This window comes from Thiofilum sp., from assembly GCF_016711335.1.
Taxonomy (GTDB): Bacteria; Pseudomonadota; Gammaproteobacteria; order Thiotrichales; family Thiotrichaceae; genus Thiofilum.
The window spans coordinates 61,748-81,957 of record NZ_JADJTF010000004.1; the positions used below are offsets into that span (position 1 = coordinate 61,748).

The window sequence follows — 20,210 nt, forward strand, 5'->3', positions numbered from 1 at the left end:
TACATCATGAAATCAAGCTTTCATAAAACTACATTAGTAGCAAGTATTGCACTATTAACAGTATTCACCTCTGTAGCTCAAGCAGGGAATCCTGCTGATTGGATTATAGAAGGAAATGGCTCTCTTGTAGATGGAGCAAGATTTAGCTTACGCAGCGAAGATCAAGGCAGTTATTTACGCTATCAGGATCGAGCTGGCGTTAATCTAGGTTGGTCTAATGGTGCTAATAACTTTATGAGAATTGAAAGAGCCAGCGGTGGAAACAATCCTTTACAATGTGGGGAACCTTTTGCCCTTTTTATTGAAAAAGAGTACATAATTTACGAAAAACAAAATATTGGAATAAATCTTTCGTCCCGCACTCGTAACAAGAACTACTATCAATGGAAATTCGACTGTGGAGGTGGTCCAGTCCCTACTAATGCACCTCTTAAACTAACTAATGGCAATAGTGCTATTGTAGGTTGTAAGCGAATAGCGGGCGTCAATATATGCTGGGCAGGTGATGTGATTACTTATAAAGGTAAAAACTATCGTCTTGCTGACGCTTGCAGATTTCGCATCCCTGGTACTTGCTAATCAATTTTTAATAAGGAGTCATCCATCATGAAGCTCAAAAAAACCCTATTAGCTACTTTAATATTATCTTGCTTAGTCTCATCTAGTTTTGCAGCTCCAAAAAAGCCTAGCCCTGAGCCTACACCCAAACCAAAACCCAGCCCAACGCCTTGGCCCTGTAATATTATTGTATGCGGACCATTAGCACATCCCGCTGTGCCTAAAGACTTGTAGTTATTCCCCATAAGCTGTAGTGAAGACTACAGCTTTTTTAAAAGAGTAGGTATATCATGTCATTAAAGCCAAATTTAATTATTACCTGTCTAATAGCACTCTTAACTAGCTCAACTAGCCAAGGAAATAATTACTTCTATATTACTCCTACTACTTACAATAATACTATTCATACCATTACCTATCATAATACTCTAATTAACTTTAATGGAAGGCGACTAGATTGGTGTTTAAAATGGGGAACTTTATGTGGTAAACCTGCGGCTGATGCTTGGTGTAATCTAAAAAATAAGAGCAAGCTTTCCGTGCGTGCTATAGCCTTTGAAAAAGCTGAAGATATTGGCAACACTTATGTGCTAAAGGATAAGACTACTTGCAATAAGCCTTATTGTGATGGGTTCGAACTCATTACTTGCGAGCTTTATGGTGAGTAGCATTAAAAATACTAAGTAAGCTAAATAAACTTACTTAGCCCCTCTAAATCATTGGATCTAGCCAGATTCTGATACAACCTCATATCATTTTTATTTAAACATCGCCCTAGCTCTTGCTTAGCCTTAACAATCAAACTTTCATTATCCGACAGATTTTTTATGCCGGCTTGTTTTTTTAAATCATTCGCTACTACTATAAACTGCCAAGCCCGTTTATTATCGCCCAATAATTGTTTAGCTACACCTATCCCATTCATAACCTCTATTTGACCCTCCCTATCGCCTAGATGTATATAGTCCGCGAAGCTAGCCTTAAAACACACTAAAGCTTGCAGTAACTCCCCCTCTTGAATTTCAATCCAGCCTAATAGACATAAAGATTGTGCTCGATACAATAAAATATTTAATTGATCTGTAACTTGAGTAGCTTGTCTCAGATAGGCTCTCGCAGTAGCAAACTGCTTTAGCTGACTATGCAGTCGCCCTAGATTAACTAATACGTAGGGCAAACTAATAGTCACCCCAAACTCTTGATTGAGCCGAATACAATGCTCTAAGGCTTTTACCCCTTCCTCATAATGTCCTAAACATAACAAAGAATGACCTACATTAGCTAAATTAAATTGATAGCCCGCGATATGCTCTGTTTCCGTAAATAATGCCATACCCTGTTGACCTACATTTATGGCATCATCATAACGCTGCTGTAAACGGCGTAATACACCTAAAGCCGTTAAGCCACGAGCAGCTTGACTATTGGACTTCATACTAAGCGCCATATCAATACTTAGCGGTAAATTATGCTCAGCGACCTTATAATTATCTGTCACTACTGCAATTCCGCCAGCTGTAAATAAAGCTCTAACATGTGCTAAAGAAACTATTGGACTAGATGTTAATTGTAGAAATTGTTGAGCAAACTGATAGCCCTCACGCCAATGGTTCGCTAAAAACCAAAAAGTACCTAATGCGCCCACTAAATCTAATCCCCACTCTATGCTTTGCTTAAATAAGCCTGTTTTATTATTACTACATAAATTCAAACACTCTCGAAAATTATCGTGTTCTTGCTCTAGTTGTTGAATATAAATTAATTGTTGACCACCTAAAATCATAGCATCGGTTTGATTAGCTAGATTTATATGATACTCTATGAAATGCTTAATCATATTAACTTCATTATTATGATTAACCCGATAATGATTAGCATAATGACGCATCACCTCATGTAAAGTGTAATACCCTGATTTATCACGGCTCAACATAGATTTATCAATGAGACTGTTATAATCTGCCCAAGAAGTATTAGTAATAGCCTGAGCAGCGTGGCGTGAAAACTTACCACGAAATAGCGCTAACAACTGCATAATAGATTGCTCATGCTGACTGAGCATTTGCCAACTTTGCTGCAATATGGTATCTAATGGGAAAGTATCCTGTTCCTGTAATAGGCTAGTATCTGTTGCATGAAGATAAGCACGCAGCTCTATTAACAGCTCTTCACAGGTTAAATTTTTAATCCAACCAGCTACAATTTCGATACCTAAAGGTGTGCCTTGTAATAAACGACAAATCTCTAAAATAATTAATTGCTCAGTAGCATTAGGCTCAAAATCATATTTAACTCTCTTCGCTGTCTGAATAAATAGCTCTATCGCCGTACAATTAATCAAGGTTTGTTGTGCATTCGGAACTAACAAGCCTCGCAAGGGGTAAACCCACTCACCATATAAACCTAGTGGTATACGTGAAGTAGTGAGCAACTTCAATTTTTTATTGTGCTCTAGTAAAGCTTGGCAACTACTAAGATCAGGAACAAATTGCTCCATATTATCTAGAACAATTAAAATGGATTGATCAGCTAAGGCTAACTGTAATTGCTCTAGAGGCGAAAGTCTGCCCTGTAAAGGAATACTCATGACCTTAGCAATAGCCACAGGAATTAGCTCAGCAACACTAATAGCTGCTAGCTCTACAAAATAGACTCCTTGTGGGAAGTATTGAGCACATTGACGCGCAAGCTTTTTAGCTAGACGTGTTTTACCTATTCCTGCTATTCCTGTGATAGTCATTAAACGACAACTGGGATTAGCAATTATGCTCTCTAATTGTTGTAGCTCTTGAGTACGTCCTAAAAAAGGTAATAGATCTTCAGGGATATAAGTAATGTATTCTGTATCAGGCATTGTGACTAATAAATACCCAACTCTTGGAATGGTTTTTAGTATTGAGTGCTCCCGATCTTGTAATAAACGCCGAATCTCCGCAATACATTGTACTAATGAGTCATCGGTTACAATAACATCGCGCCAAACAACCGCAAACAACTCCCTTTTGCTAACTGACTTATTAGCATTTATAGCTAGATAATGAAGCACTTGTGCCGATTGATAACGTAAAGCACAAGGCGTACCGGTACGGTCTAGTAGTTGTTGATTAATCAAATCATAACTAAATTGCCCTAATCTACACTTAGAACCACCCATGCTCACCTCGCAGCAGATTTGTAGCTGTCTATAGATTATGTTTGATGTTTATAGGATAGTGTAGCTCAAAGTGTAGTTAGAGTATTGTTTATATGTAGAATATATTAATGTTTAATTCATTTTAATTAAGCTCTGCAATACAGCTTATTGCCCTGTAATAAATAACATACTACGCTAAGATCATTTATTAGTCCGTCTTCAAGGTTAAAACCACCGTCTTTAGACGGTCAGATTTATCTGCGATACTAGCTGGATGAAGGTTGGCATGAGGTCGTGAGAGATGGAGTATCGGTATGGAAGCCACACCGTCTACCGGATTGAGTATCACTTTGTATTTGTGACGAAATACCGCTATCCGGTACTGAAAGGGGATGTGGGGTTAAAGATACGGGAGTTGATCCGTCAAACCTGTCAAGCCTTTGAGATAGAAATAGTGAAGGGGTGGTGAGCAAGGATCATGTGCATTTGTTGTTATCGGTGCCACCGGAGCTAGCACCGAGCGAGATCATGCGCCGAATTAAGGGTCGAAGTGCGGCAAAAATCTTTGAAAGCTACCCGGATTTAAGAAAGCGGTATTGGGGACAGCATTTTTGGGCGCGGGGTTATTTTTGTGCGACTTCAGGGGAATTGAGTGCTGAGATGATTAAGGCGTATTTAGAGCATCACTTTGAACCGAGGTTAGAGGATAACTTTAAGACAGAAGGCTAGACGGGTCTATTCGACCCGTATCCGGACTTTAGTCCTTTTAGCGAACCCTTCAGCTTTAGCTGATGGTTGTTAAGTTTTTATAACTATATCAAAGTAATATAAATCATTCGCAATGCAAGTAGGGTTAAAATCCACTTTAGCCAAGTTTTAAAGTCTGCCTCTGGTACGAGGTGTCGCATTTTAGTCCCTAGCCATGAGCCTATAATGACCGCAATACTCATACCTAACATCACTTGCCAATAGTGAATGAATGAAAAACCAATAAAACCAAAAAATAATAATTTAATAAGATGAGTAACCGTCATGAATAAGGCTGAGGTTGTAACATTCTGATCACGGTTTAAGCCCTTGCGCAATAAGATTGATTGCCCCATTGGACCTGTTGCACCTACTAACATCCCTAATCCGGTTTGTAAGAAACCTATTGTAATAAACTCGCCGCGTGGATTGGTTTTAAAATTAATGCCCCCACCCCATACATTCCATAAAATAAATAAGGCAATTATTAAAGGCAAATACTCTGTATTAATACGATTAGCAATTTGTGCTGCACCAAAGCCGCCGATTAAGGAGCCGATTAAAAAAGGTAGGAAAAAACCCCAGTGAATAGTCTTCCAGCCAAATAGGGCGCGGCTGCCATTAGATACTAATTGGGTCGCAGCATGAACAGGAACAATCGCAGCAGCTGGTAATAAACCGGGCATTAGCGCAATTAAAATCATGCCACCACCAATGCCCATAATACCTGTTAAAGTTGAAGTAGTGAGCGCTATTAGCATTAAAATAAGCTCATTCATCATATTACTAATAATGAACCTCTTAGGGTAAATCACAGGCTTAGTAGAAAAGCTTAATCACAATTATTTAGCCCATATTTTGCAAAGCAAAATCCCAATTAATGAGCTTATCTAATACCGCCGTGACATAATCTGCACGTTTATTTTGATAATCTAAATAATAGGCATGCTCCCATACATCAATGGTTAGTAATGGTTTTAAGCCATCGGTAAGGGGCGTATTAGCATTTCCCGTTTTAACGACTTTGAGATTATCACCGTCTTGCACTAGCCATGCCCAACCACTGCCAAATTGACTGGTTGCTGCTTTTTGTAATTCGGCTTTTGCAGCATCTACACTTCCAAAGAACTCGTCTAGTTTAGCTTTGAGTGATGCAGGTGGCTCACCTCCTCCATTGGCTTTTAAGCTATTCCAATAAAAAGTGTGATTCCATGTTTGTGCAGCATTATTAAAAATAGCGGTATTTTCTTCTTTGCCCACCGACTCAGTAATAATTTTATCTAAAGGCATTTCGGCAAAAGGTGTACCTGCAAGCAGTTTATTTAGATTATCTACGTAGCCTTTATGATGCTTACCATAATGGAAACCAATCGTATTAGCAGAAATGACTGGCTCCAAGGCATTATCTGCATAAGGCAATGCAGGGAGAGTAATGGGTGTAGCTTCAGCGCGTGCCATTTTAGCCCAAGTACCTAAAGCAGATCCGGCAACTAGACCTGCACCTAGCATTAAAAATTTGCGGCGATTCAAAGGGCTATGAGTTACAGAGGTTAGCATAGTCATCATCAAACTCCTTTTTTAAGAATCAAACAAACTAAAACAGTGATCTTAATCAATACTTAAATCATCAAGGTGTGTGCTACTCGTCTAGCTCAGTATTGGATGTCCGTTAGCCTATGCCTAATAACTCTAACAAGATTAATACTAATGTCTAATACCTTATAGTACGCACAGGATTTATGCCTTATTCTCAGTCCTAAAAATTATTTCATTTTAGTAACCGCCCCTATAACGCTCTCTTCCTCAAATAATTAGTTGCCTGAGCAATCAGATGTTTTCTAGTAAGTGTGGTTTATTCCTTGTGAGTTCAGCTCGACTTGACTAACATAGACAGCAAATAGTGCAGTGCACCAATATACAAACCGTTAGGTAGGCTTAGCTTAATAATAATACCAACCCCTACTACTGAAGAAGGATTAAGCGGTGTTTCACAGTATTTATATTGCAGGTGCTGAGGCACATAGCGGCAAATCAATTATTGTTTTGGGCATGATGGAAATGCTCAAAGCCATGACATCTAGAGTGGGTTTCTTCCGTCCGGTTATCAAACAGGAGGATGGTACAGACCCGCTCATTCATCTGATTGCTAGTCGTTATCAACTCCCTTTTAAGGCTGATGAGCTTTATGGGTGTACGCTAGAGACTACGCGTAAAATGATTGGTGAGGGTAAAATTGAGGAGTGGATCAAGCTCATTCTCGCCAAATACCGCCATATTCAAGAGCAATGCGATATTGTAGTGTGTGCTGGTACTGACTTTGCGGGGGCTAACACGGGTTTAGAAGTCGATCTCAATGCACGCCTTGCCAACCATTTTGGCTGCTTGTATATGCCAGTGATTAAAGGGCATAAACGCAGTGCGGGTGATATAGCCGACTCAGTACGCATGTTAGAAGATCATTTAGCGACTCATCAACATTGTGAAATTTTAGCCGCTTTTATTAATCGCACTCCAGCCGATCAGGTCGATAATTTACGTGCATTATTGGAAGGCTCACGTTTCCCCTTCTATATTCTCCCTGAACGTAGTGCCTTAGATCGTACTACTATTGGTGAAATTGCCCGCGAATTAGACCTCAAAACTATTTATGGCACACGTCAATCGCTCACTCATGAGGTGGCGAGTTATAAAATAGCAGCGATGCAAGTACAGGATTTTCTAGAGCATTTAGAAAACTGTAGCTTAGTCATTACCCCCGGAGATCGTTCCGATATTATTTTGGGATGTTTGGCGGCTGAAAGCTCAGAGAATTACCCCCGCATTGCGGGTTTAATCTTGACGGGTGATCAAGAACCCGCGCCTCAAGTGCATAAGCTGCTGCAAGGGATTAAACCGATGCGTTTACCCATTTTATATTCACCTAATGACACTTTTACCACTGCTCTAAAAGTGAATAGTGTGGAAGGGCGTATTTTACCTTCTGACGAGCGTAAAATTGCTGTTGCACTGGGCATGATGGAATCTTATGTCGATATGAATCAATTACGTGATTTAATCGCCCAAGATCACGCCCAGCGTGTTACACCTTTGATGTTTGAATATGAGCTGATCCAACGCGCCAAAGCCAAGATTAAGCATATTGTGCTGCCTGAAGGAGACGATGAGCGCATTTTGCGGGCTGCTGAAATTCTTTCGCTGCGTAATGTAGTTAAACTCACGATCTTAGGAGATGAGGAGCAAGTTCACGCCAAAGCTTCTCATTTAGGCTTAAAATTACGCGATATTCAAATCATTAACCCTACTACTTCAGCGCTGCGACGTGAATTTGCCGAAACCTATACTGAGCTACGTAAGCATAAGTGTATGACTTTAAAAGCCGCTTGCGACATTATGACCGATGTGAGCTATTTCGGAACCATGATGGTACACCTAGGTCATGCCGATGGGATGGTGTCGGGTGCTGCACATACGACTCAACATACTATTCGCCCCTCATTTGAAATTATTAAAACCAAGCCTAATTGTGATTTAGTGTCTAGCGTGTTTTTTATGTGCTTAGAAGATAAGGTATTGGTATATGGCGATTGCGCGGTCAATCCTAATCCTAATGCCGAAGAACTCGCTGATATTGCCATTACCTCCGCCGATACCGCCCGCATGTTTGGGGTAGATCCACGTACTGCTTTACTGTCTTATTCGAGTGGTGAATCGGGCAAAGGCACGGATGTAGAGCGCGTGCGTGCAGCTACTAAACTGGCTCAAAGTAGACGCCCTGATCTCAAAATTGATGGTCCGATTCAATACGATGCAGCGGTTGATCCTGAAGTGGGACGTTCCAAAATGCCTAATAGTGCCGTCGCAGGTAAAGCCACTGTACTCATTTTCCCTGATTTGAATACTGGCAATAATACCTATAAAGCTGTGCAACGCTCGGCTAATGCGGTTGCGGTAGGTCCGGTTTTACAAGGTCTAAATAAACCCGTGAATGATCTCAGTCGCGGCTGCACCGTAGCCGATATTGTTAATACGGTCGTTATTACCGCCATTCAAGCACAGGAAGCTAAGGCATGAGTTTAAATATCCTAGTGCTCAATGCCGGAAGTTCCTCTATTAAATATCAGGTGTTCGATATGAGTACTCAACAAGTACTCATTAAGGGCTTAATAGATCGCATTGGTGAGATAGGTAGCACTATTCCTAATCACCACGCCGCATTAGAACAGATTGTGGCACAACTCCATCAAGCCCACTTACCGATTCAAGCGATAGGTCATCGTGCAGTACATGGGGGCGAGGCGTTTCATGATGCAGCCTTAATTACGCCAGACGTTATGGCAGCGATGCGCCAAATGATCCCCCTAGCGCCTTTACATAATCCGGCTAATTTAGAAGGCATTGAGGTAGCGCAACGCTTATTTCCTGATTTGCCACAAGTGGCGGTATTTGACACTGCCTTTCACCAAACTATGCCACCTGTTGCCTATCGCTATGCCGTGCCAACAGCTTTGTATGAGCAGCATCAAGTTAGACGTTATGGATTTCATGGTACTTCGCACCAATATGTTGCTGAACAAGCTGCGCAGTACCTGCAACAACCTTTGCATACTCTCAATCTAATCACGCTGCATTTAGGTAATGGCTGTAGTGCCACTGCTATTGAGCAAGGTAAGAGTATTGATACCTCAATGGGTTTAACCCCCTTAGAGGGTTTAGTGATGGGTACGCGTTGCGGTGATATTGATCCCGCCTTGCATTTTTATCTCAGCCGTGAACTCAATATGTCACCTCAAGACCTTGAGGCATTATTGAATAAGCAAAGTGGCTTAAAAGGTATTTGTGGTGTAGGGGATATGCGCGAAATCCAACGCTTAGCGGCTGAGGGCGATGAAAACGCTCAGCTTGCCGAAGCCTTGTTTGCTTATCGCGTCAAAAAATATATTGGGGCTTATTACGCTGTGTTAGGCACGGTGGATGCCATCATTTTCACTGGTGGCATTGGCGAAAACTCTCCACGCATTCGAGCCTTGAGTTGTGCAAAATTACAAGGGCTAGGCATTGAATTAGACAATGAGAAAAATAGCTTAGCTAGCAAAGGGATAAGCGCGTGCCATAGTGCCAACAGCCGTGTCAAAGTATTGGTTATACCTACTAATGAAGAGTTAGCCATTGCCCGCCACACGCTAAAATTCTTATAACCTCAACCATTACTCATTAAACAGTGAGTGTTCTACCACTGTTTAATGATAACTAGCCTATCGCTTAGCCATTGGATTTTTATCCAAGCTAAGCACTTCTCAATGGCTCATTCAAATATAGATTAAACCATTATAAGGTATTGTTATACTGAGGACTATTGCTACTCTTTAGGGAATCATACATGACCTTTAAACAACTAAAACGCAGGGTCAAGCGATTATTACGCTTTAGCAATGATGTGCGGCACGGTTGGATATTCCGCTGGGTAAAACATAAAACACCTGAGGCTCAATATGTGTTTCAGGGTCTTATCCCAGCAGCAGCGAAAGCAAGGACTGTAAGGCTACTTGTCCGCGTTTCCTGATGTTGTGCAAATACTCAAAGAAAGCGAGGTAACACGGTAGCTTTTCTTGTGAGATCCCCCGATGAGGTCGTAACCATGAGCGCAACAGTGACCAAAAACCTTCCATTGTGTTGACGTGAACTTCATGGAAACCGTCACCATCTTCATCACGGGCATATTCGCCTGCACCATGATGGACGGTTTTATGGGCATAGCCCCATTCTTCCAATCGGCTGTAAATGTTGTACTCATCGGTGTACACCAGCGTACCTGCTGCCACCGTTGCCACAATCAGCGGCTTGATCGTCGCCTGTTTCACATTCGCCAGCATACGGATCACGACTTCCCGGAACGCTGGATCATGCCGAAAATGGGGGGGGTGTCCTTTTCCAGTGTCCCACGCCCCGGCGCACCTTTCAGGGCGCGGCGGCGACCTTCACGCCCAGCATCCGCGACGGCTTCGGGGTTTCCCTTGTGTCCAGCCTTGACATAAACCTCATCAAATTCAACATTCCCCAACAGGGTTACTGGCGTTTTTTTTCTCGACACCGCGCCGTAACTGTTCCGTCATCGCCTGCGTATCATCCTTGTTCAACCCCAATTCGCGGGCGATTTGTTGGTTGGATAGGTTCAACGACATCAGATAAAGACACAGCACCCACACCTTCAGCGGCTGATGGTAGTTTCAAACACGGTTCCTGTCAGGTCATCAAAACGCTTGTCGCAGCGTTTGCACTGGTAACGTCGCCGCTCCGGTTGGGTGCCGTCCTTACCCCTACGAATAGTTTCAGGTGAGCCGCAATGCGGGCAGGTCACCTTATCAGGCCAACGCAGGCTGCGGATTTGCTCGAAACAGGCGGCATCACTGGTTAGGCTGGAAATACTGATGAGTCGGGTCATGAATCCTCTCCTTGGCTATCGGAAATGGCTACTTTCACCGCTATCTGTGGCGTTTGCAATGCAGGGGAAAGCAAGACCCCGAAACATATATTGAGCCACACCTGATTTAAGCGCTTATCCCCATTATATTGAGCTAGTACAAACCATTATGCCTTCTGCGCTGATGGAGAATAAAATTCACAATATTAGTCTCGGCTCTGCACAACTGCACTTGTTGCTCTGGCAACCTAAAGCGATTTTATCGTTTTGGCAGGTATTGGGCGAAGCGTCACAACAGCGTGGCTATCGAGCAGGACGTAATATTATCGCAGGTCGATTGCAGCAGGATTTTGGCGGGGGGTTATGTCAACTTTCGAGTATTTTATATCACTTAGCATTATTGGCTAATCTTACTATTCTTGAGCGCCACCACCATTCACTCGATATTTATCAAGAACATGAGCGTTTTACGCCCTTAGGCTCTGATGCTACGGTGGTGTTTGGTTATAAAGATTTACGGGTAGAGAATAGTTTAGATCAAACTTTAGTATTGTGGCTGCAAGTGGTGGGCACTACTTTGACAGCACGGCTATATGCAGCACAACCTTTGACTACTCAAACCCTAGTCTTTGAGCGCGAATATAAGAACCAGCAAGTGACGGTGCGGGCGCGAGATGCAGAGGGGCAAATAGTGGCATTATCTTGTTATAACGTAGCATCTTAAGCAACAAATTTAATGCTAAAAAATTAGCAAAATGATAATTATCATACAACTTCTGGATGCGCTTGATTAGAGTAAACCCTTTAGCAATGTGTAATGCACCTCAAGGACTCAATGATGCGTAAATTAGCCGCTCTTATTTCTATCTTAGCATTAGGTTGGATAGTTTCAGCTCAAGCTGATGATATTGCAGATGGCGCAAAGCTCTATATCGACAAAGCCTGTATTACCTGTCATGGCGAAAATGGTAGTAAACCATTGATTCCAGCTTATCCTAAATTAGCGGGACAAAATGCGGATTATGCCACTCCTCTGTACACGACAATTCGCTTAACTCATTGAATCTTTTTCAAAAGAAAATCGCCTGAGTTTCATCCGTCCATCCTCGATCGCCATGAATTGTGGTGGACAAAGGAACAGAAGCAGCAGCCTAAGCCTATCCACTTTTTCCCGTACCCTTCCATTCAATAAATCGGTCAAGTAGTCCAAGCCGTAACGGAAGACACTTTGCTCTTTGCGTCCATGTTTTTCGTCTTCAAAGGCTTGACGGCTTTTTCCTTCCATTCGCCGACTTTGTGCGCCCAACAGAAGCCAATGGCAAGCAACGCCATCATCTTTTTGATGCGAGGGGTTTGGTGAAGTGAGTGGCTTCCATGTGAAAACCACGCCCTTTCAAGCATTGGAACAGGTTTTCAATTTCCCAACGTAGCCGATAAGTGCCAATGGGATCAGCCGTGTAGTGGTTGCTGGCGATAATCAACAACTCACCACTGGGCAGCTTTGAGCCACTGAGCCAAACCCATTCCCCGCTAACGTCGCGACGGTGACGGAGAACGCGCCGTTTACCCGGCTTGAGGTTGGCAAACAGCGAGCGGACATGCGCCTCTTTTTGTGTTTGTCGGTCATCAACTGATTACCCTTGATACGAATCAAGTAGGGAATCTCTTTGGAAGACAACCACTTCCACCATTGACCACCAATAAACTCACGGTCAGCCAACACACCCAAGATGTTGTTGCGCCCGAATTGGCTGATAAATCGTTGCAGCAGGGCAATACGTTCACGTTGGTTAGAATTACCGCGTTTGTTCAACACCATCCAGTAAACGGGGATAGCCGCACCTTGGTAAACAACCGCCAAAGTCAGGAGATTGAGGTTGGATTTGCCCCATTTCCAGTTGGTTCTGTCGAGTGTGAGGTAGTATTGTTGACCACTAAAGGCGAACATTCCCATAAGAAAATGGGCAATGTCATTGTAATTAAAGAACACTTGGCTAAAAAAGCGTTGCATCCGTCGATAGCGGGAACCAATGTCGGTGTCAGAATCTATGTGTACCGCCAACAACGCCAAATTCATTTGTCGCGCACTCAGCAAAGTATGCAGCATTCCCACAAAACAATCCAAACGGGGCTTGCCCCAACTCAAGTGGGCTTTTAAACTGTCACGTAGTCCATCGCTCAGATCCATTTTGCTCTCCTGTGTGGTAACTAGAGAGTAAAACATAGGAGCGGTGGACTTTCACCATCTCCATGACAAACATGCTAAATCAATAAGTTAGTGGTTTTGTCGTGTACAGAGATGCCACTCAGCAAATGAAAGATATTAAAAGCGGCGCACGTAACAATGGTCAAACGGCAGCCATGAAAGCCCTTGTAGCGGCTGTAACAGATGAAGAGTTTGCGAAAATTGCTAAATATTTAGAAGCTCAAGGTGGTGCAGCACCCGCAGCAGCTCCTGCGGTAAGTACGGAAGCGCCTGCGGCAGCTCCAGCCGCTGAACCTGCCAAATAATCAAGCACTTGAGAATACTCTAATCAATAAAGGGAAACGTGTGCTTCCCTTTATTGGTTAAGCGCTAGCATTCGCGTAATTAACTGCTTAATACTCCCCACGCTTTAATTTATTAATTGGTAAAGTCTCTTGATTGCGCATTACATGGGCTATAACAGTAGCTAGTAATAAAGCACTACAGATTAAGGCAAATAAGCCTACCGCCGTACTGGCACTCCATTGGTTTACGGCTACTGCAATAAAACCCCAAATCCCAACTAACGAGGCTTCACGCATATTGCGATGTTGTGTCCACAATAAATAAGCCGTAGTAATGGCTGCTAATGCCAAGATTGCCCACGTTTCGGCATTAAAAACGGGTGGAGTTAAAAAGGCTGAACTCAATAACGCGGCGATATTTAAAGGTAACGCTAAAGTAATCCAACCGATATAAATACAAATCGGCCACCAAACCCAAAAAATGACTTTTACCGGAGCATCCCACAGCTCTAGGCGCAAACACTGTACTAATTGGAATAAAGCAGCAAATAGCGCCATCATGATTAGCACCGACAGACCAATCTCATTATTGACCCAAGCGATAATCCACAAGGCATTCAATACATTACTCAGGGCAAACCAAATCGAGGCAGGCTCTAATGATTGTGAATCATCACCTTGCTGATGGGATTGCCATTGATAGACTAAAAAGCCAATCAGCAGCAGATAAATCAAACTCCAAATACTAAACGCATAACCCGCTGGTGTGAGTAAAGTGTGATAGTGAGCACTAATCTCGGCAACCGTAGCCCCTAACCAGCCTAGGTTGCCTGCAATATTCATCAGGATCATGAATACAAACGTGGCTATATTGAGCCACAACAGAGTGTTGTTATTAAGCTTCATGGTGGTACCTGTACAAAGTTATTAAATTTACCTAAATACCTACTAATCATAAGCTTTTTTCAGGAATTATCACCTCATTATTCTAATAAACATCTTATGCACTATAGCTAAAAGCCTAGCCTAGCTAGACTTTTAAAAGGTAGCACTAAACCACTCAATCGTTAAATCAGCTCTAGCTGTGTCAGGCATTGGGTAATTTCTGCTTTAGTAGCAGCACTTAGCGGAACCATAGGCAAGCGTACCTCATCAGTACATAAACCTAATAAAGAAGCTGCGTATTTGGGTCCACTAGGATTAGGTTCGCGGAATAGAGCTTGATGTAAGGGTACTAGACGCTCGTGTATCGCTAATGCTTGACGGTAATCACCCTGAGTACAAGCGGTTTGTAATTGGGCACAGAGTTGTGGAGCAATATTAGCCGTCACCGAAATACAGCCCTTTCCTCCTAAAGCGTTATAAGCGACTGCATTCATATCATCACCAGATAAATAGGCAAAAGGCTTTTTGATCAGTTGGCGTTCTTGGCTAATCCGCGTGATGTCACCTGTTGCATCTTTCACACCCACCACTCTAGGCAAGGCTGCAATACGCGCCATCGTATCGGCTTTAATATCCACTACTGCACGCGGAGGAATGTTGTACACAATAATAGGTAGGTCGGTATTATCATGTAGGTATTTGAAATGCTGGTATAAACCCTCTTGTGAGGGACGATTATAATAACCTGCTACACAAAGCACAGCGCTTGCCCCCTGTGCTTGGGCATAGTGAGCATAATGCACGGCTTCAATCGGATTATTAGAGCCAGCACCCGCAATCACTGGAATGCGCCCCGCTGTCTCTTCAATCACGATGCGTACTACTGCCTCATGTTCGGCTGCACTTACGGTTGAGGACTCACCCGTTGTCCCCATAGGAATCAAGCCATTAGTACCTTGGGCAATATGCCAATTCACCATTTTCCGTAATGCAGTTTCGTCTACCTGACCGTCACGAAATGGGGTAATCAGTGCTACATATGAACCACTAAACATTGCTTTGTCCTTTCAATTACTAAATTAACGGCAAAAAAAAAGCCTGACCTCGTGTGCTGCGGTCAGGCTTTTTTTGCATTGGAGCATTATTAAATGCGCAAGCTACCCATCACCGCAGGTCATGCAGCGTTTGTGCTTCTTCACTGATAGGGTAGCTAAGAGGACAAACATCGGGTTAGTTCAAACATTTAAATAAAGGGCTTGGAGTATAGGCGAAAGTATCAAGGTTTGGCTATCAGAAATACCCAATAGTGCATCGTATTACCTCAGGTTTATTCAATGCCTCAATTATGAGAGGCTTAAGCCTTTAGCGCTAACCCAAACACTTGCTATCGCATACGCCGTTTGGACTAAATTAAGGTCAGTTTCGGGAATGGCCTCTTCCAAACTCATAGTACGGGGGCAAATACTAAAGGCGGCATCAATCCCTAATGTTTTTAATTGTGCTAAATCCGCAGTCAAAGCTCCCGCTACGGCTATTACAGGCACACCATAACGCTTCGCCCGCTTTGCCACACCTAAAGGCGTTTTACCATACAAAGTTTGCTGATCTAACCGTCCTTCTCCGGTAACCACTAAATCAGCCTCTTTCACTAACTCATCAAATTGCATAGCGTCTAAAATCAGCTCAATGCCAGACTTTAATTCTGCATTAAAAAACCCTAAAAAAGCGGCTCCTAATCCCCCCGCTGCACCCGCTCCGGCTACAGTGCTTACAGCTTTTCCTGTAGTTTGTCTAATCGCTTCGCCCCAATGAGTTAATGCCTGATCTAGTAGTTTGACTTGCTCAGGGTTTGCACCTTTTTGTGGTCCAAAAATAGCAGATGCCCCCGTCTCACCTGTAAGGGGATTAGTGACATCGCAGGCAACCTCAAAACGACACTCAGCAATACGTGGATCAAAGTATGCGGTATTAATAAGTGCTAATTTACTCAATGCAGCGCCACCAAACGGTAATTCATGCCCCTGAGCATCTAACAAATGCAAACCTAGTGCTTGTAGTAATCCAGCACCTCCATCATTAGTAGCACTTCCACCCAAACCAATCACAAAATGACGTAACCCTTTATCTAATGCGGCTTTGATTAGCTCACCCATACCATAGGTGGTAGTAAGCATAGGGTTGCGTAACGTAGGAGGGACTAGGTGTAAACCCGAAGCTGCGGCACACTCAATGACTGCGGTTTGACTATTGCCCAATAGACCCCATTGCGCCGTGATATGATTACCCAAGGGATCAGTTACAGCCTCAATCAATAATTGCCCCTGAGTAGCACGCACCAATGCCTCAGTTGTACCCTCGCCCCCATCCGCAACGGGTGCAAGCACTATCTCGGCATTTGGCAAAGCTAAACGCACTCCATCAGCAATCGCTGTTGCCACCGCTAAAGCACTTAAACTCTCTTTGAATGAATCAGGGGCAATCACGATTTTCATATAATAATACGCTCAATTTCAGCGACCGAAATTTCATCACTGGTACGATCATACAGCTTGGTAGTACGCGGTGATTCATGGGCGGCCATTTGTTGAGCCTTTTCCAGAGTCCCCCCATTACTTAAGTAAGTAGTAATACCCGTCCCACGAAACGAGTGATTACAGATCGGGGTTTTAATGCCTGCGGCTTCAGCACGCCGCCGTACCATGCTCCACGCGTAGACTTGACGCATAGCATTCTGGGTCATAATGCCACTCGTACCTTTAAAGGTGCGAAATAAAGGCGTACTAGGCTCACTAGCAATACCCGCCGCCTGAATATATTGATCTAAATACTGCTCTAATTGATGGTGTGCAGGCATTTCGTGATATTTGCCGCCCTTTTCATGCAGACGAATCCACCAACGTTTGCCATTGGGATAATAGTCTTGCACCTGCATCGCCAACGCTGCACCAATGCGTGCAAAGCTATACACCATCAAAGCAATCAGTGCCCGATCTCGCAGTCCAATTACTTCATCAGTGGGAATACTATCGAGTAATAAACGAGTTTCTTCGGCGGTTAAAATGGGGGTTTTACCGCGAGTAACTTGATGGCGTGGTCCGCGTACTGGATGCGCTGGATTCATAGCTAGTACTTGCCCCGTTACTAACCAATCAAACAGTGAGCGAATTGCTGCTAAATGCTGCTTAACTGTGGGTGCGGAAGTATGACGCTGAAGGGATTCAATATAGGTGGCAATATGTACCGAATTAATGGTTTCTAATATTAAGCCTTTGGAGTGCGCCCAGCTAAAAAACTGCGCAATAGCGGTATGATAGGCACGACGAGTATTGGGATTGCGAATCGTGGCGGTAAAAAACTCAATAAACCGATATTGCGCCACCTCACCCGCCTGATCAATCAGAATGGGCAAAGCATAGGCAGACGTTTGAGCAAGAGTATTAACACGGGAAACTAAGGTCATAGCGAGTTTTCATCCAATACAACTACGACCTTGATGCTAGCATTTTTTAAGTAGCCGCGTGAATTAAGGTGAACTGCCCCGCTATTAACAAATCCTCGGCAATTGCTCACCGACTAATACATCCAATAAGCGCTCCCCCCCAAATCCGGTTTTCAGTAATACTTTACCTTTTGGCGCTGCGAGTACCTCACCAATAATAGCGCTATTATCTCCATTGGGATGAGCTAACATTACCTCCAAGACTTGAGCTGCTTTGTCTTTAGGCACTACTGCTACCAATTTACCCTCATTAGCTAAATAGAGTGGATCTAAGCCTAATAACTCACACACCCCGCGCACTTCCTCGCGTATGGGCAAACTACTTTGTTCAATACGAATCCCCACCCCGCTACTGTGAGCAAACTCATTCAATACCGTTGCCACACCGCCCCGTGTGGCATCACGCATACAATGAATATCAGGGCAAACCTTAAGCATGGCTTGCACCAAATCATTCAAGGGTTGGCAATCGCTCAATACTGAGCTTTCCAATGCCAATTCACCCCGCGCATCTACAATTGCCGCGCCATGATCACCGATAAAACCATTAATAATCACCACATCGCCCACTTGAGCATTCGCCGCCGAAATATTCACACCTGCTGGAATCACCCCTAACCCTGCGGTATTAATGAATACCTTATCCGCTGCACCTTTGTGCACTACCTTGGTATCACCCGTAACAATTTTTACACCCGCAGCATCAGCAGTCGCCTTCATGGAAGCAACAATTTTGGCGAGATCTTTGATAGGAAAACCTTCCTCCAAAATCATCCCACAAGTGAGATAAAGCGGAATCGCGCCACTCATCGCCAGATCATTCACCGTCCCCGTCACGGCTAATTTGCCAATATCGCCACCCGCAAAAAACAACGGATCAACTACATAACTATCCGTCGTCATAGCTAATTGAGTGCCTTGCGCCATTAAAGCACTTAGATCAAAGCGTGCTTGATCCTCCAAAGTACTCAAATGCTCGTTATCAAACCCTTCCACAAAGAGCTTTTGAATCAGATCACGCATGGCTTTACCGCCCGCACCGTGCGCTAAGGTAATAGTTTGCTCGCCCCAATCAGTCATGCTGCTGCACTCCGATAGCCATGATTATAATATGCCGCACACGCTCCCTCAGATGAGACCATTAGCGCCCCCATCGGTGTTTCAGGTGTGCAGGCTTTGCCAAAAATCTGACACTCCCAAGGTTTGATTAAGCCCTTAATGACTGCACCACATTGACATTCCTTAGGATCTATCACAGTCAAAGGTTTGACGGCAAATTTGCGCTCTGCATCAAATCCAGAATAATTTGCCGTCATACCTACACCCGAATGATCAATCGAACCCAAACCGCGTAATTCAAAATGCTCGCGTGTTGCAAAGACTTGATGAATAGCATTGAGGGCGGCTTTATTACCTGTAGGCTGTACCACTCGTGCATATTGGTTTTCTACTGCGCAACGCTGTTCAGCAATTTGTTTTAATAGCATCCATAACGCTTGCAAAATATCTAAGGGTTCAAACCCGGTGATAACCAAAGGCTTATAATAATCCCGCGCAATAAATTCAAATGGTTGCAAACCAATCACCATTGCCACATGTCCGGGGGCTAAAAACCCATCGAGCATTAAATCGGGTTCATCCAATACTGCCTTAATCGTGGGGGCGGTGGTGATGTGATTGCAAAATAAGGAGAAGTTTTTAATTCCTTCGCGCTCAGCTTGCAGAACCGTTAGCGCAGTGCTTGGCATAGTGGTTTCAAAACCTAGCGCAAAGAAAATTACTTCACGCTCTGGGTTTTGACGGGCGAGATTAAGTGCATCCATAGGCGAATACACCATACGCACATCTGCACCTTTGCCGCGTGCTTGCAGCAAACTCATAGTAGAGCCGGGGACACGCATGGCATCACCAAAGGTAGTAAAGATTACCTCAGGTCGAATCGCTAAATTGACCGCATCATCTACCCGCCCCATGGGTAGCACGCATACAGGACAGCCCGGACCGTGAACCATTTCAATACAATCAGGTAATAGTTGCTCAATACCATAACGGAAAATGGTATGAGTATGCCCACCACAAAACTCCATTAATTGCAAAGGGCGGCTTAGCGTTGGCTCAATTTGCTGGGCTAGGTTATGAATGGCTTGCTTTAAGTACTGCGCTTTTTGGCTATCACGGAATTCATCAACAAATTTCATGCTCGTACTCCCGAGGCTTCCATAGCATCAAGTTCTTGTTGCAATTCGCCCAATTCATCAAGGAGGCGCAAGGTGTGCAAGGCTTCTTCTTCATCAATGCGGCTCATCGCAAACCCTACATGCACGAGCACCCAATCACCCACGCATTGCTCAACAGTATGTTCCTCATCGACAATGCAAGCAATATTGACCTCGCGCACAATACCACTGACATTGACCTTAGCCATGAGTTTATCCGCGTCACTAATCGCGGTAATTTGTCCGGGAATGCCTAAGCACATA

General features: G+C 43.7%; 22 protein-coding genes and 2 pseudogenes. 9 read left to right on the plus strand and 15 right to left on the minus strand.

Annotation, left to right across the window (positions count from 1 at the left end; genetic code table 11):
- Positions 1-6: 6 nt before the first annotated feature.
- The 3 genes from IPL34_RS19415 to IPL34_RS19425 are packed head-to-tail and all read left to right on the plus strand — an operon-like array spanning position 7 to position 1,226.
- The gene (locus IPL34_RS19415; protein WP_296843187.1) at positions 7-579 is read left to right on the plus strand and encodes a hypothetical protein; all 573 of its coding nucleotides are present in this window, start codon (positions 7-9) and stop codon (positions 577-579) included.
- Between the two features lie 27 nt (positions 580-606).
- Positions 607-792, plus strand: coding sequence for a hypothetical protein (locus IPL34_RS19420; protein ID WP_296843188.1), 186 nt, complete (start codon positions 607-609; stop codon positions 790-792).
- Positions 793-848: 56 nt separating this feature from the next.
- On the plus strand, positions 849-1,226 hold the full coding sequence (locus IPL34_RS19425) for a hypothetical protein (protein ID WP_296843189.1): 378 nt from the start codon (positions 849-851) through the stop codon (positions 1,224-1,226).
- A gap of 20 nt (positions 1,227-1,246) precedes the next feature.
- On the opposite strand, the gene IPL34_RS19430 is transcribed toward IPL34_RS19425, so the two are convergent.
- Positions 1,247-3,712, minus strand: coding sequence for a winged helix-turn-helix domain-containing protein (locus IPL34_RS19430; protein WP_296843190.1), 2,466 nt, complete (start codon positions 3,710-3,712; stop codon positions 1,247-1,249).
- A gap of 280 nt (positions 3,713-3,992) precedes the next feature.
- On the opposite strand from IPL34_RS19430, the pseudogene tnpA reads away from it, so the two are divergent.
- Positions 3,993-4,420: pseudogene (gene tnpA, locus IPL34_RS19435) on the plus strand (IS200/IS605 family transposase).
- A gap of 83 nt (positions 4,421-4,503) precedes the next feature.
- On the opposite strand, the gene IPL34_RS19440 reads toward tnpA, so the two are convergent.
- Entirely contained in the window at positions 4,504-5,220 is a 717-nt protein-coding gene (locus tag IPL34_RS19440) for a sulfite exporter TauE/SafE family protein (protein ID WP_296843191.1), read from the minus strand.
- Between the two features lie 64 nt (positions 5,221-5,284).
- Complete coding sequence (locus IPL34_RS19445; protein ID WP_366931110.1) at positions 5,285-5,896, minus strand: superoxide dismutase; 612 nt, start codon at positions 5,894-5,896, stop codon at positions 5,285-5,287.
- Between the two features lie 525 nt (positions 5,897-6,421).
- Here IPL34_RS19445 and pta point away from each other — a divergent pair.
- Positions 6,422-8,509: a phosphate acetyltransferase gene (gene pta / locus IPL34_RS19450; RefSeq protein WP_296843193.1), complete on the plus strand. Its 2,088-nt coding sequence runs from the start codon at positions 6,422-6,424 to the stop codon at positions 8,507-8,509.
- Entirely contained in the window at positions 8,506-9,633 is a 1,128-nt protein-coding gene (locus IPL34_RS19455; RefSeq protein WP_296843194.1) for an acetate kinase, read from the plus strand. The genes pta and IPL34_RS19455 overlap by 4 nt, the downstream gene beginning before the upstream one ends.
- Before the next feature lie 309 nt (positions 9,634-9,942).
- On the opposite strand, the gene IPL34_RS19460 is transcribed toward IPL34_RS19455, so the two are convergent.
- Positions 9,943-10,308, minus strand: coding sequence for an IS1595 family transposase (locus tag IPL34_RS19460; protein ID WP_296843195.1), 366 nt, complete (start codon positions 10,306-10,308; stop codon positions 9,943-9,945).
- A 335-nt stretch (positions 10,309-10,643) separates the two neighbouring features.
- Positions 10,644-10,877 carry a transposase gene (locus IPL34_RS19465; protein WP_296843196.1) on the minus strand — a complete coding sequence of 78 codons (234 nt, stop codon included), beginning with the start codon at positions 10,875-10,877 and terminating at the stop codon, positions 10,644-10,646.
- Positions 10,878-11,025: 148 nt separating this feature from the next.
- On the opposite strand from IPL34_RS19465, the gene IPL34_RS19470 reads away from it, so the two are divergent.
- Positions 11,026-11,580 (plus strand): VanW family protein, encoded by a 555-nt coding sequence (locus IPL34_RS19470; protein WP_296843197.1) that lies wholly within the window; start codon positions 11,026-11,028, stop codon positions 11,578-11,580.
- 111 nt (positions 11,581-11,691) lie between these two features.
- Entirely contained in the window at positions 11,692-11,919 is a 228-nt protein-coding gene (locus IPL34_RS19475) for a c-type cytochrome (RefSeq protein WP_296843198.1), read from the plus strand.
- On the opposite strand, the gene IPL34_RS19480 is transcribed toward IPL34_RS19475, so the two are convergent.
- The 3 genes and pseudogenes from IPL34_RS19480 to IPL34_RS19490 all read right to left on the minus strand — a co-directional run bounded on the left by IPL34_RS19480 (position 11,908) and on the right by IPL34_RS19490 (position 13,044).
- Positions 11,908-12,141, minus strand: a complete 234-nt coding sequence (locus IPL34_RS19480) for a hypothetical protein (RefSeq protein WP_296837418.1) — start codon at positions 12,139-12,141, stop codon at positions 11,908-11,910. The two genes, IPL34_RS19475 and IPL34_RS19480, sit on opposite strands and share 12 nt — an antisense overlap.
- 2 nt (positions 12,142-12,143) lie before the next feature.
- Positions 12,144-12,286 (minus strand): annotated as a pseudogene (locus IPL34_RS19485) (transposase); the annotation flags it as partial.
- 47 nt (positions 12,287-12,333) lie between these two features.
- Positions 12,334-13,044, minus strand: a complete 711-nt coding sequence (locus IPL34_RS19490; protein ID WP_296838314.1) for a transposase — start codon at positions 13,042-13,044, stop codon at positions 12,334-12,336.
- Between the two features lie 125 nt (positions 13,045-13,169).
- Here IPL34_RS19490 and IPL34_RS19495 point away from each other — a divergent pair, with 125 nt between their 5' ends.
- Complete coding sequence (locus IPL34_RS19495; protein WP_296843199.1) at positions 13,170-13,367, plus strand: hypothetical protein; 198 nt, start codon at positions 13,170-13,172, stop codon at positions 13,365-13,367.
- 87 nt (positions 13,368-13,454) lie between these two features.
- Here the strand turns inward: IPL34_RS19495 and IPL34_RS19500 are convergent, their stop codons facing one another.
- From IPL34_RS19500 to IPL34_RS19530, 7 genes are all read right to left on the minus strand, one after another.
- Entirely contained in the window at positions 13,455-14,252 is a 798-nt protein-coding gene (locus IPL34_RS19500) for a hypothetical protein (RefSeq protein WP_296843200.1), read from the minus strand.
- Between the two features lie 161 nt (positions 14,253-14,413).
- The gene (gene dapA, locus IPL34_RS19505; protein ID WP_296843201.1) at positions 14,414-15,286 is read right to left on the minus strand and encodes a 4-hydroxy-tetrahydrodipicolinate synthase; all 873 of its coding nucleotides are present in this window, start codon (positions 15,284-15,286) and stop codon (positions 14,414-14,416) included.
- 288 nt (positions 15,287-15,574) lie between these two features.
- Entirely contained in the window at positions 15,575-16,723 is a 1,149-nt protein-coding gene (locus IPL34_RS19510; protein ID WP_296843202.1) for a glycerate kinase, read from the minus strand.
- Positions 16,720-17,691, minus strand: a complete 972-nt coding sequence (locus IPL34_RS19515; RefSeq protein ID WP_296843203.1) for a tyrosine-type recombinase/integrase — start codon at positions 17,689-17,691, stop codon at positions 16,720-16,722. Before IPL34_RS19515 ends, IPL34_RS19510 begins: the two co-directional genes overlap by 4 nt.
- Positions 17,692-17,775: 84 nt before the next feature.
- A complete protein-coding gene (gene hypE, locus IPL34_RS19520) occupies positions 17,776-18,810 on the minus strand; it encodes a hydrogenase expression/formation protein HypE (RefSeq protein WP_296843204.1) in 1,035 nt (344 codons plus the stop codon).
- Positions 18,807-19,928 (minus strand): hydrogenase formation protein HypD, encoded by a 1,122-nt coding sequence (gene hypD, locus IPL34_RS19525; protein WP_296843205.1) that lies wholly within the window; start codon positions 19,926-19,928, stop codon positions 18,807-18,809. Before hypD ends, hypE begins: the two co-directional genes overlap by 4 nt.
- The gene (locus tag IPL34_RS19530) at positions 19,925-20,209 is read right to left on the minus strand and encodes a HypC/HybG/HupF family hydrogenase formation chaperone (RefSeq protein ID WP_296843206.1); all 285 of its coding nucleotides are present in this window, start codon (positions 20,207-20,209) and stop codon (positions 19,925-19,927) included. The genes hypD and IPL34_RS19530 overlap by 4 nt, the downstream gene beginning before the upstream one ends.
- Between the last annotated feature and the right edge of the window lies 1 nt (position 20,210).

Coding starts and splice junctions, on each gene's coding strand:
- IPL34_RS19495 (WP_296843199.1), top strand. CDS start 13,170: ATGAAAGATATTAAAAGCGGCGCACGTAACAATGGTCAAACGGCAGCC.
- IPL34_RS19420 (WP_296843188.1), top strand. CDS start 607: ATGAAGCTCAAAAAAACCCTATTAGCTACTTTAATATTATCTTGCTTA.
- IPL34_RS19415 (WP_296843187.1), top strand. CDS start 7: ATGAAATCAAGCTTTCATAAAACTACATTAGTAGCAAGTATTGCACTA.
- IPL34_RS19460 (WP_296843195.1), bottom strand. CDS start 10,308: ATGCTGGCGAATGTGAAACAGGCGACGATCAAGCCGCTGATTGTGGCA.
- IPL34_RS19430 (WP_296843190.1), bottom strand. CDS start 3,712: ATGGGTGGTTCTAAGTGTAGATTAGGGCAATTTAGTTATGATTTGATT.
- hypD (WP_296843205.1), bottom strand. CDS start 19,928: ATGAAATTTGTTGATGAATTCCGTGATAGCCAAAAAGCGCAGTACTTA.
- IPL34_RS19475 (WP_296843198.1), top strand. CDS start 11,692: ATGATGCGTAAATTAGCCGCTCTTATTTCTATCTTAGCATTAGGTTGG.
- IPL34_RS19465 (WP_296843196.1), bottom strand. CDS start 10,877: ATGACCCGACTCATCAGTATTTCCAGCCTAACCAGTGATGCCGCCTGT.
- IPL34_RS19445 (WP_366931110.1), bottom strand. CDS start 5,896: ATGGCACGCGCTGAAGCTACACCCATTACTCTCCCTGCATTGCCTTAT.
- dapA (WP_296843201.1), bottom strand. CDS start 15,286: ATGTTTAGTGGTTCATATGTAGCACTGATTACCCCATTTCGTGACGGT.
- IPL34_RS19480 (WP_296837418.1), bottom strand. CDS start 12,141: ATGGAAGGAAAAAGCCGTCAAGCCTTTGAAGACGAAAAACATGGACGC.
- IPL34_RS19510 (WP_296843202.1), bottom strand. CDS start 16,723: ATGAAAATCGTGATTGCCCCTGATTCATTCAAAGAGAGTTTAAGTGCT.
- IPL34_RS19470 (WP_296843197.1), top strand. CDS start 11,026: ATGCCTTCTGCGCTGATGGAGAATAAAATTCACAATATTAGTCTCGGC.
- IPL34_RS19440 (WP_296843191.1), bottom strand. CDS start 5,220: ATGATGAATGAGCTTATTTTAATGCTAATAGCGCTCACTACTTCAACT.
- IPL34_RS19515 (WP_296843203.1), bottom strand. CDS start 17,691: ATGACCTTAGTTTCCCGTGTTAATACTCTTGCTCAAACGTCTGCCTAT.
- IPL34_RS19425 (WP_296843189.1), top strand. CDS start 849: ATGTCATTAAAGCCAAATTTAATTATTACCTGTCTAATAGCACTCTTA.
- IPL34_RS19490 (WP_296838314.1), bottom strand. CDS start 13,044: ATGGATCTGAGCGATGGACTACGTGACAGTTTAAAAGCCCACTTGAGT.
- IPL34_RS19500 (WP_296843200.1), bottom strand. CDS start 14,252: ATGAAGCTTAATAACAACACTCTGTTGTGGCTCAATATAGCCACGTTT.
- IPL34_RS19530 (WP_296843206.1), bottom strand. CDS start 20,209: ATGTGCTTAGGCATTCCCGGACAAATTACCGCGATTAGTGACGCGGAT.
- IPL34_RS19455 (WP_296843194.1), top strand. CDS start 8,506: ATGAGTTTAAATATCCTAGTGCTCAATGCCGGAAGTTCCTCTATTAAA.
- hypE (WP_296843204.1), bottom strand. CDS start 18,810: ATGACTGATTGGGGCGAGCAAACTATTACCTTAGCGCACGGTGCGGGC.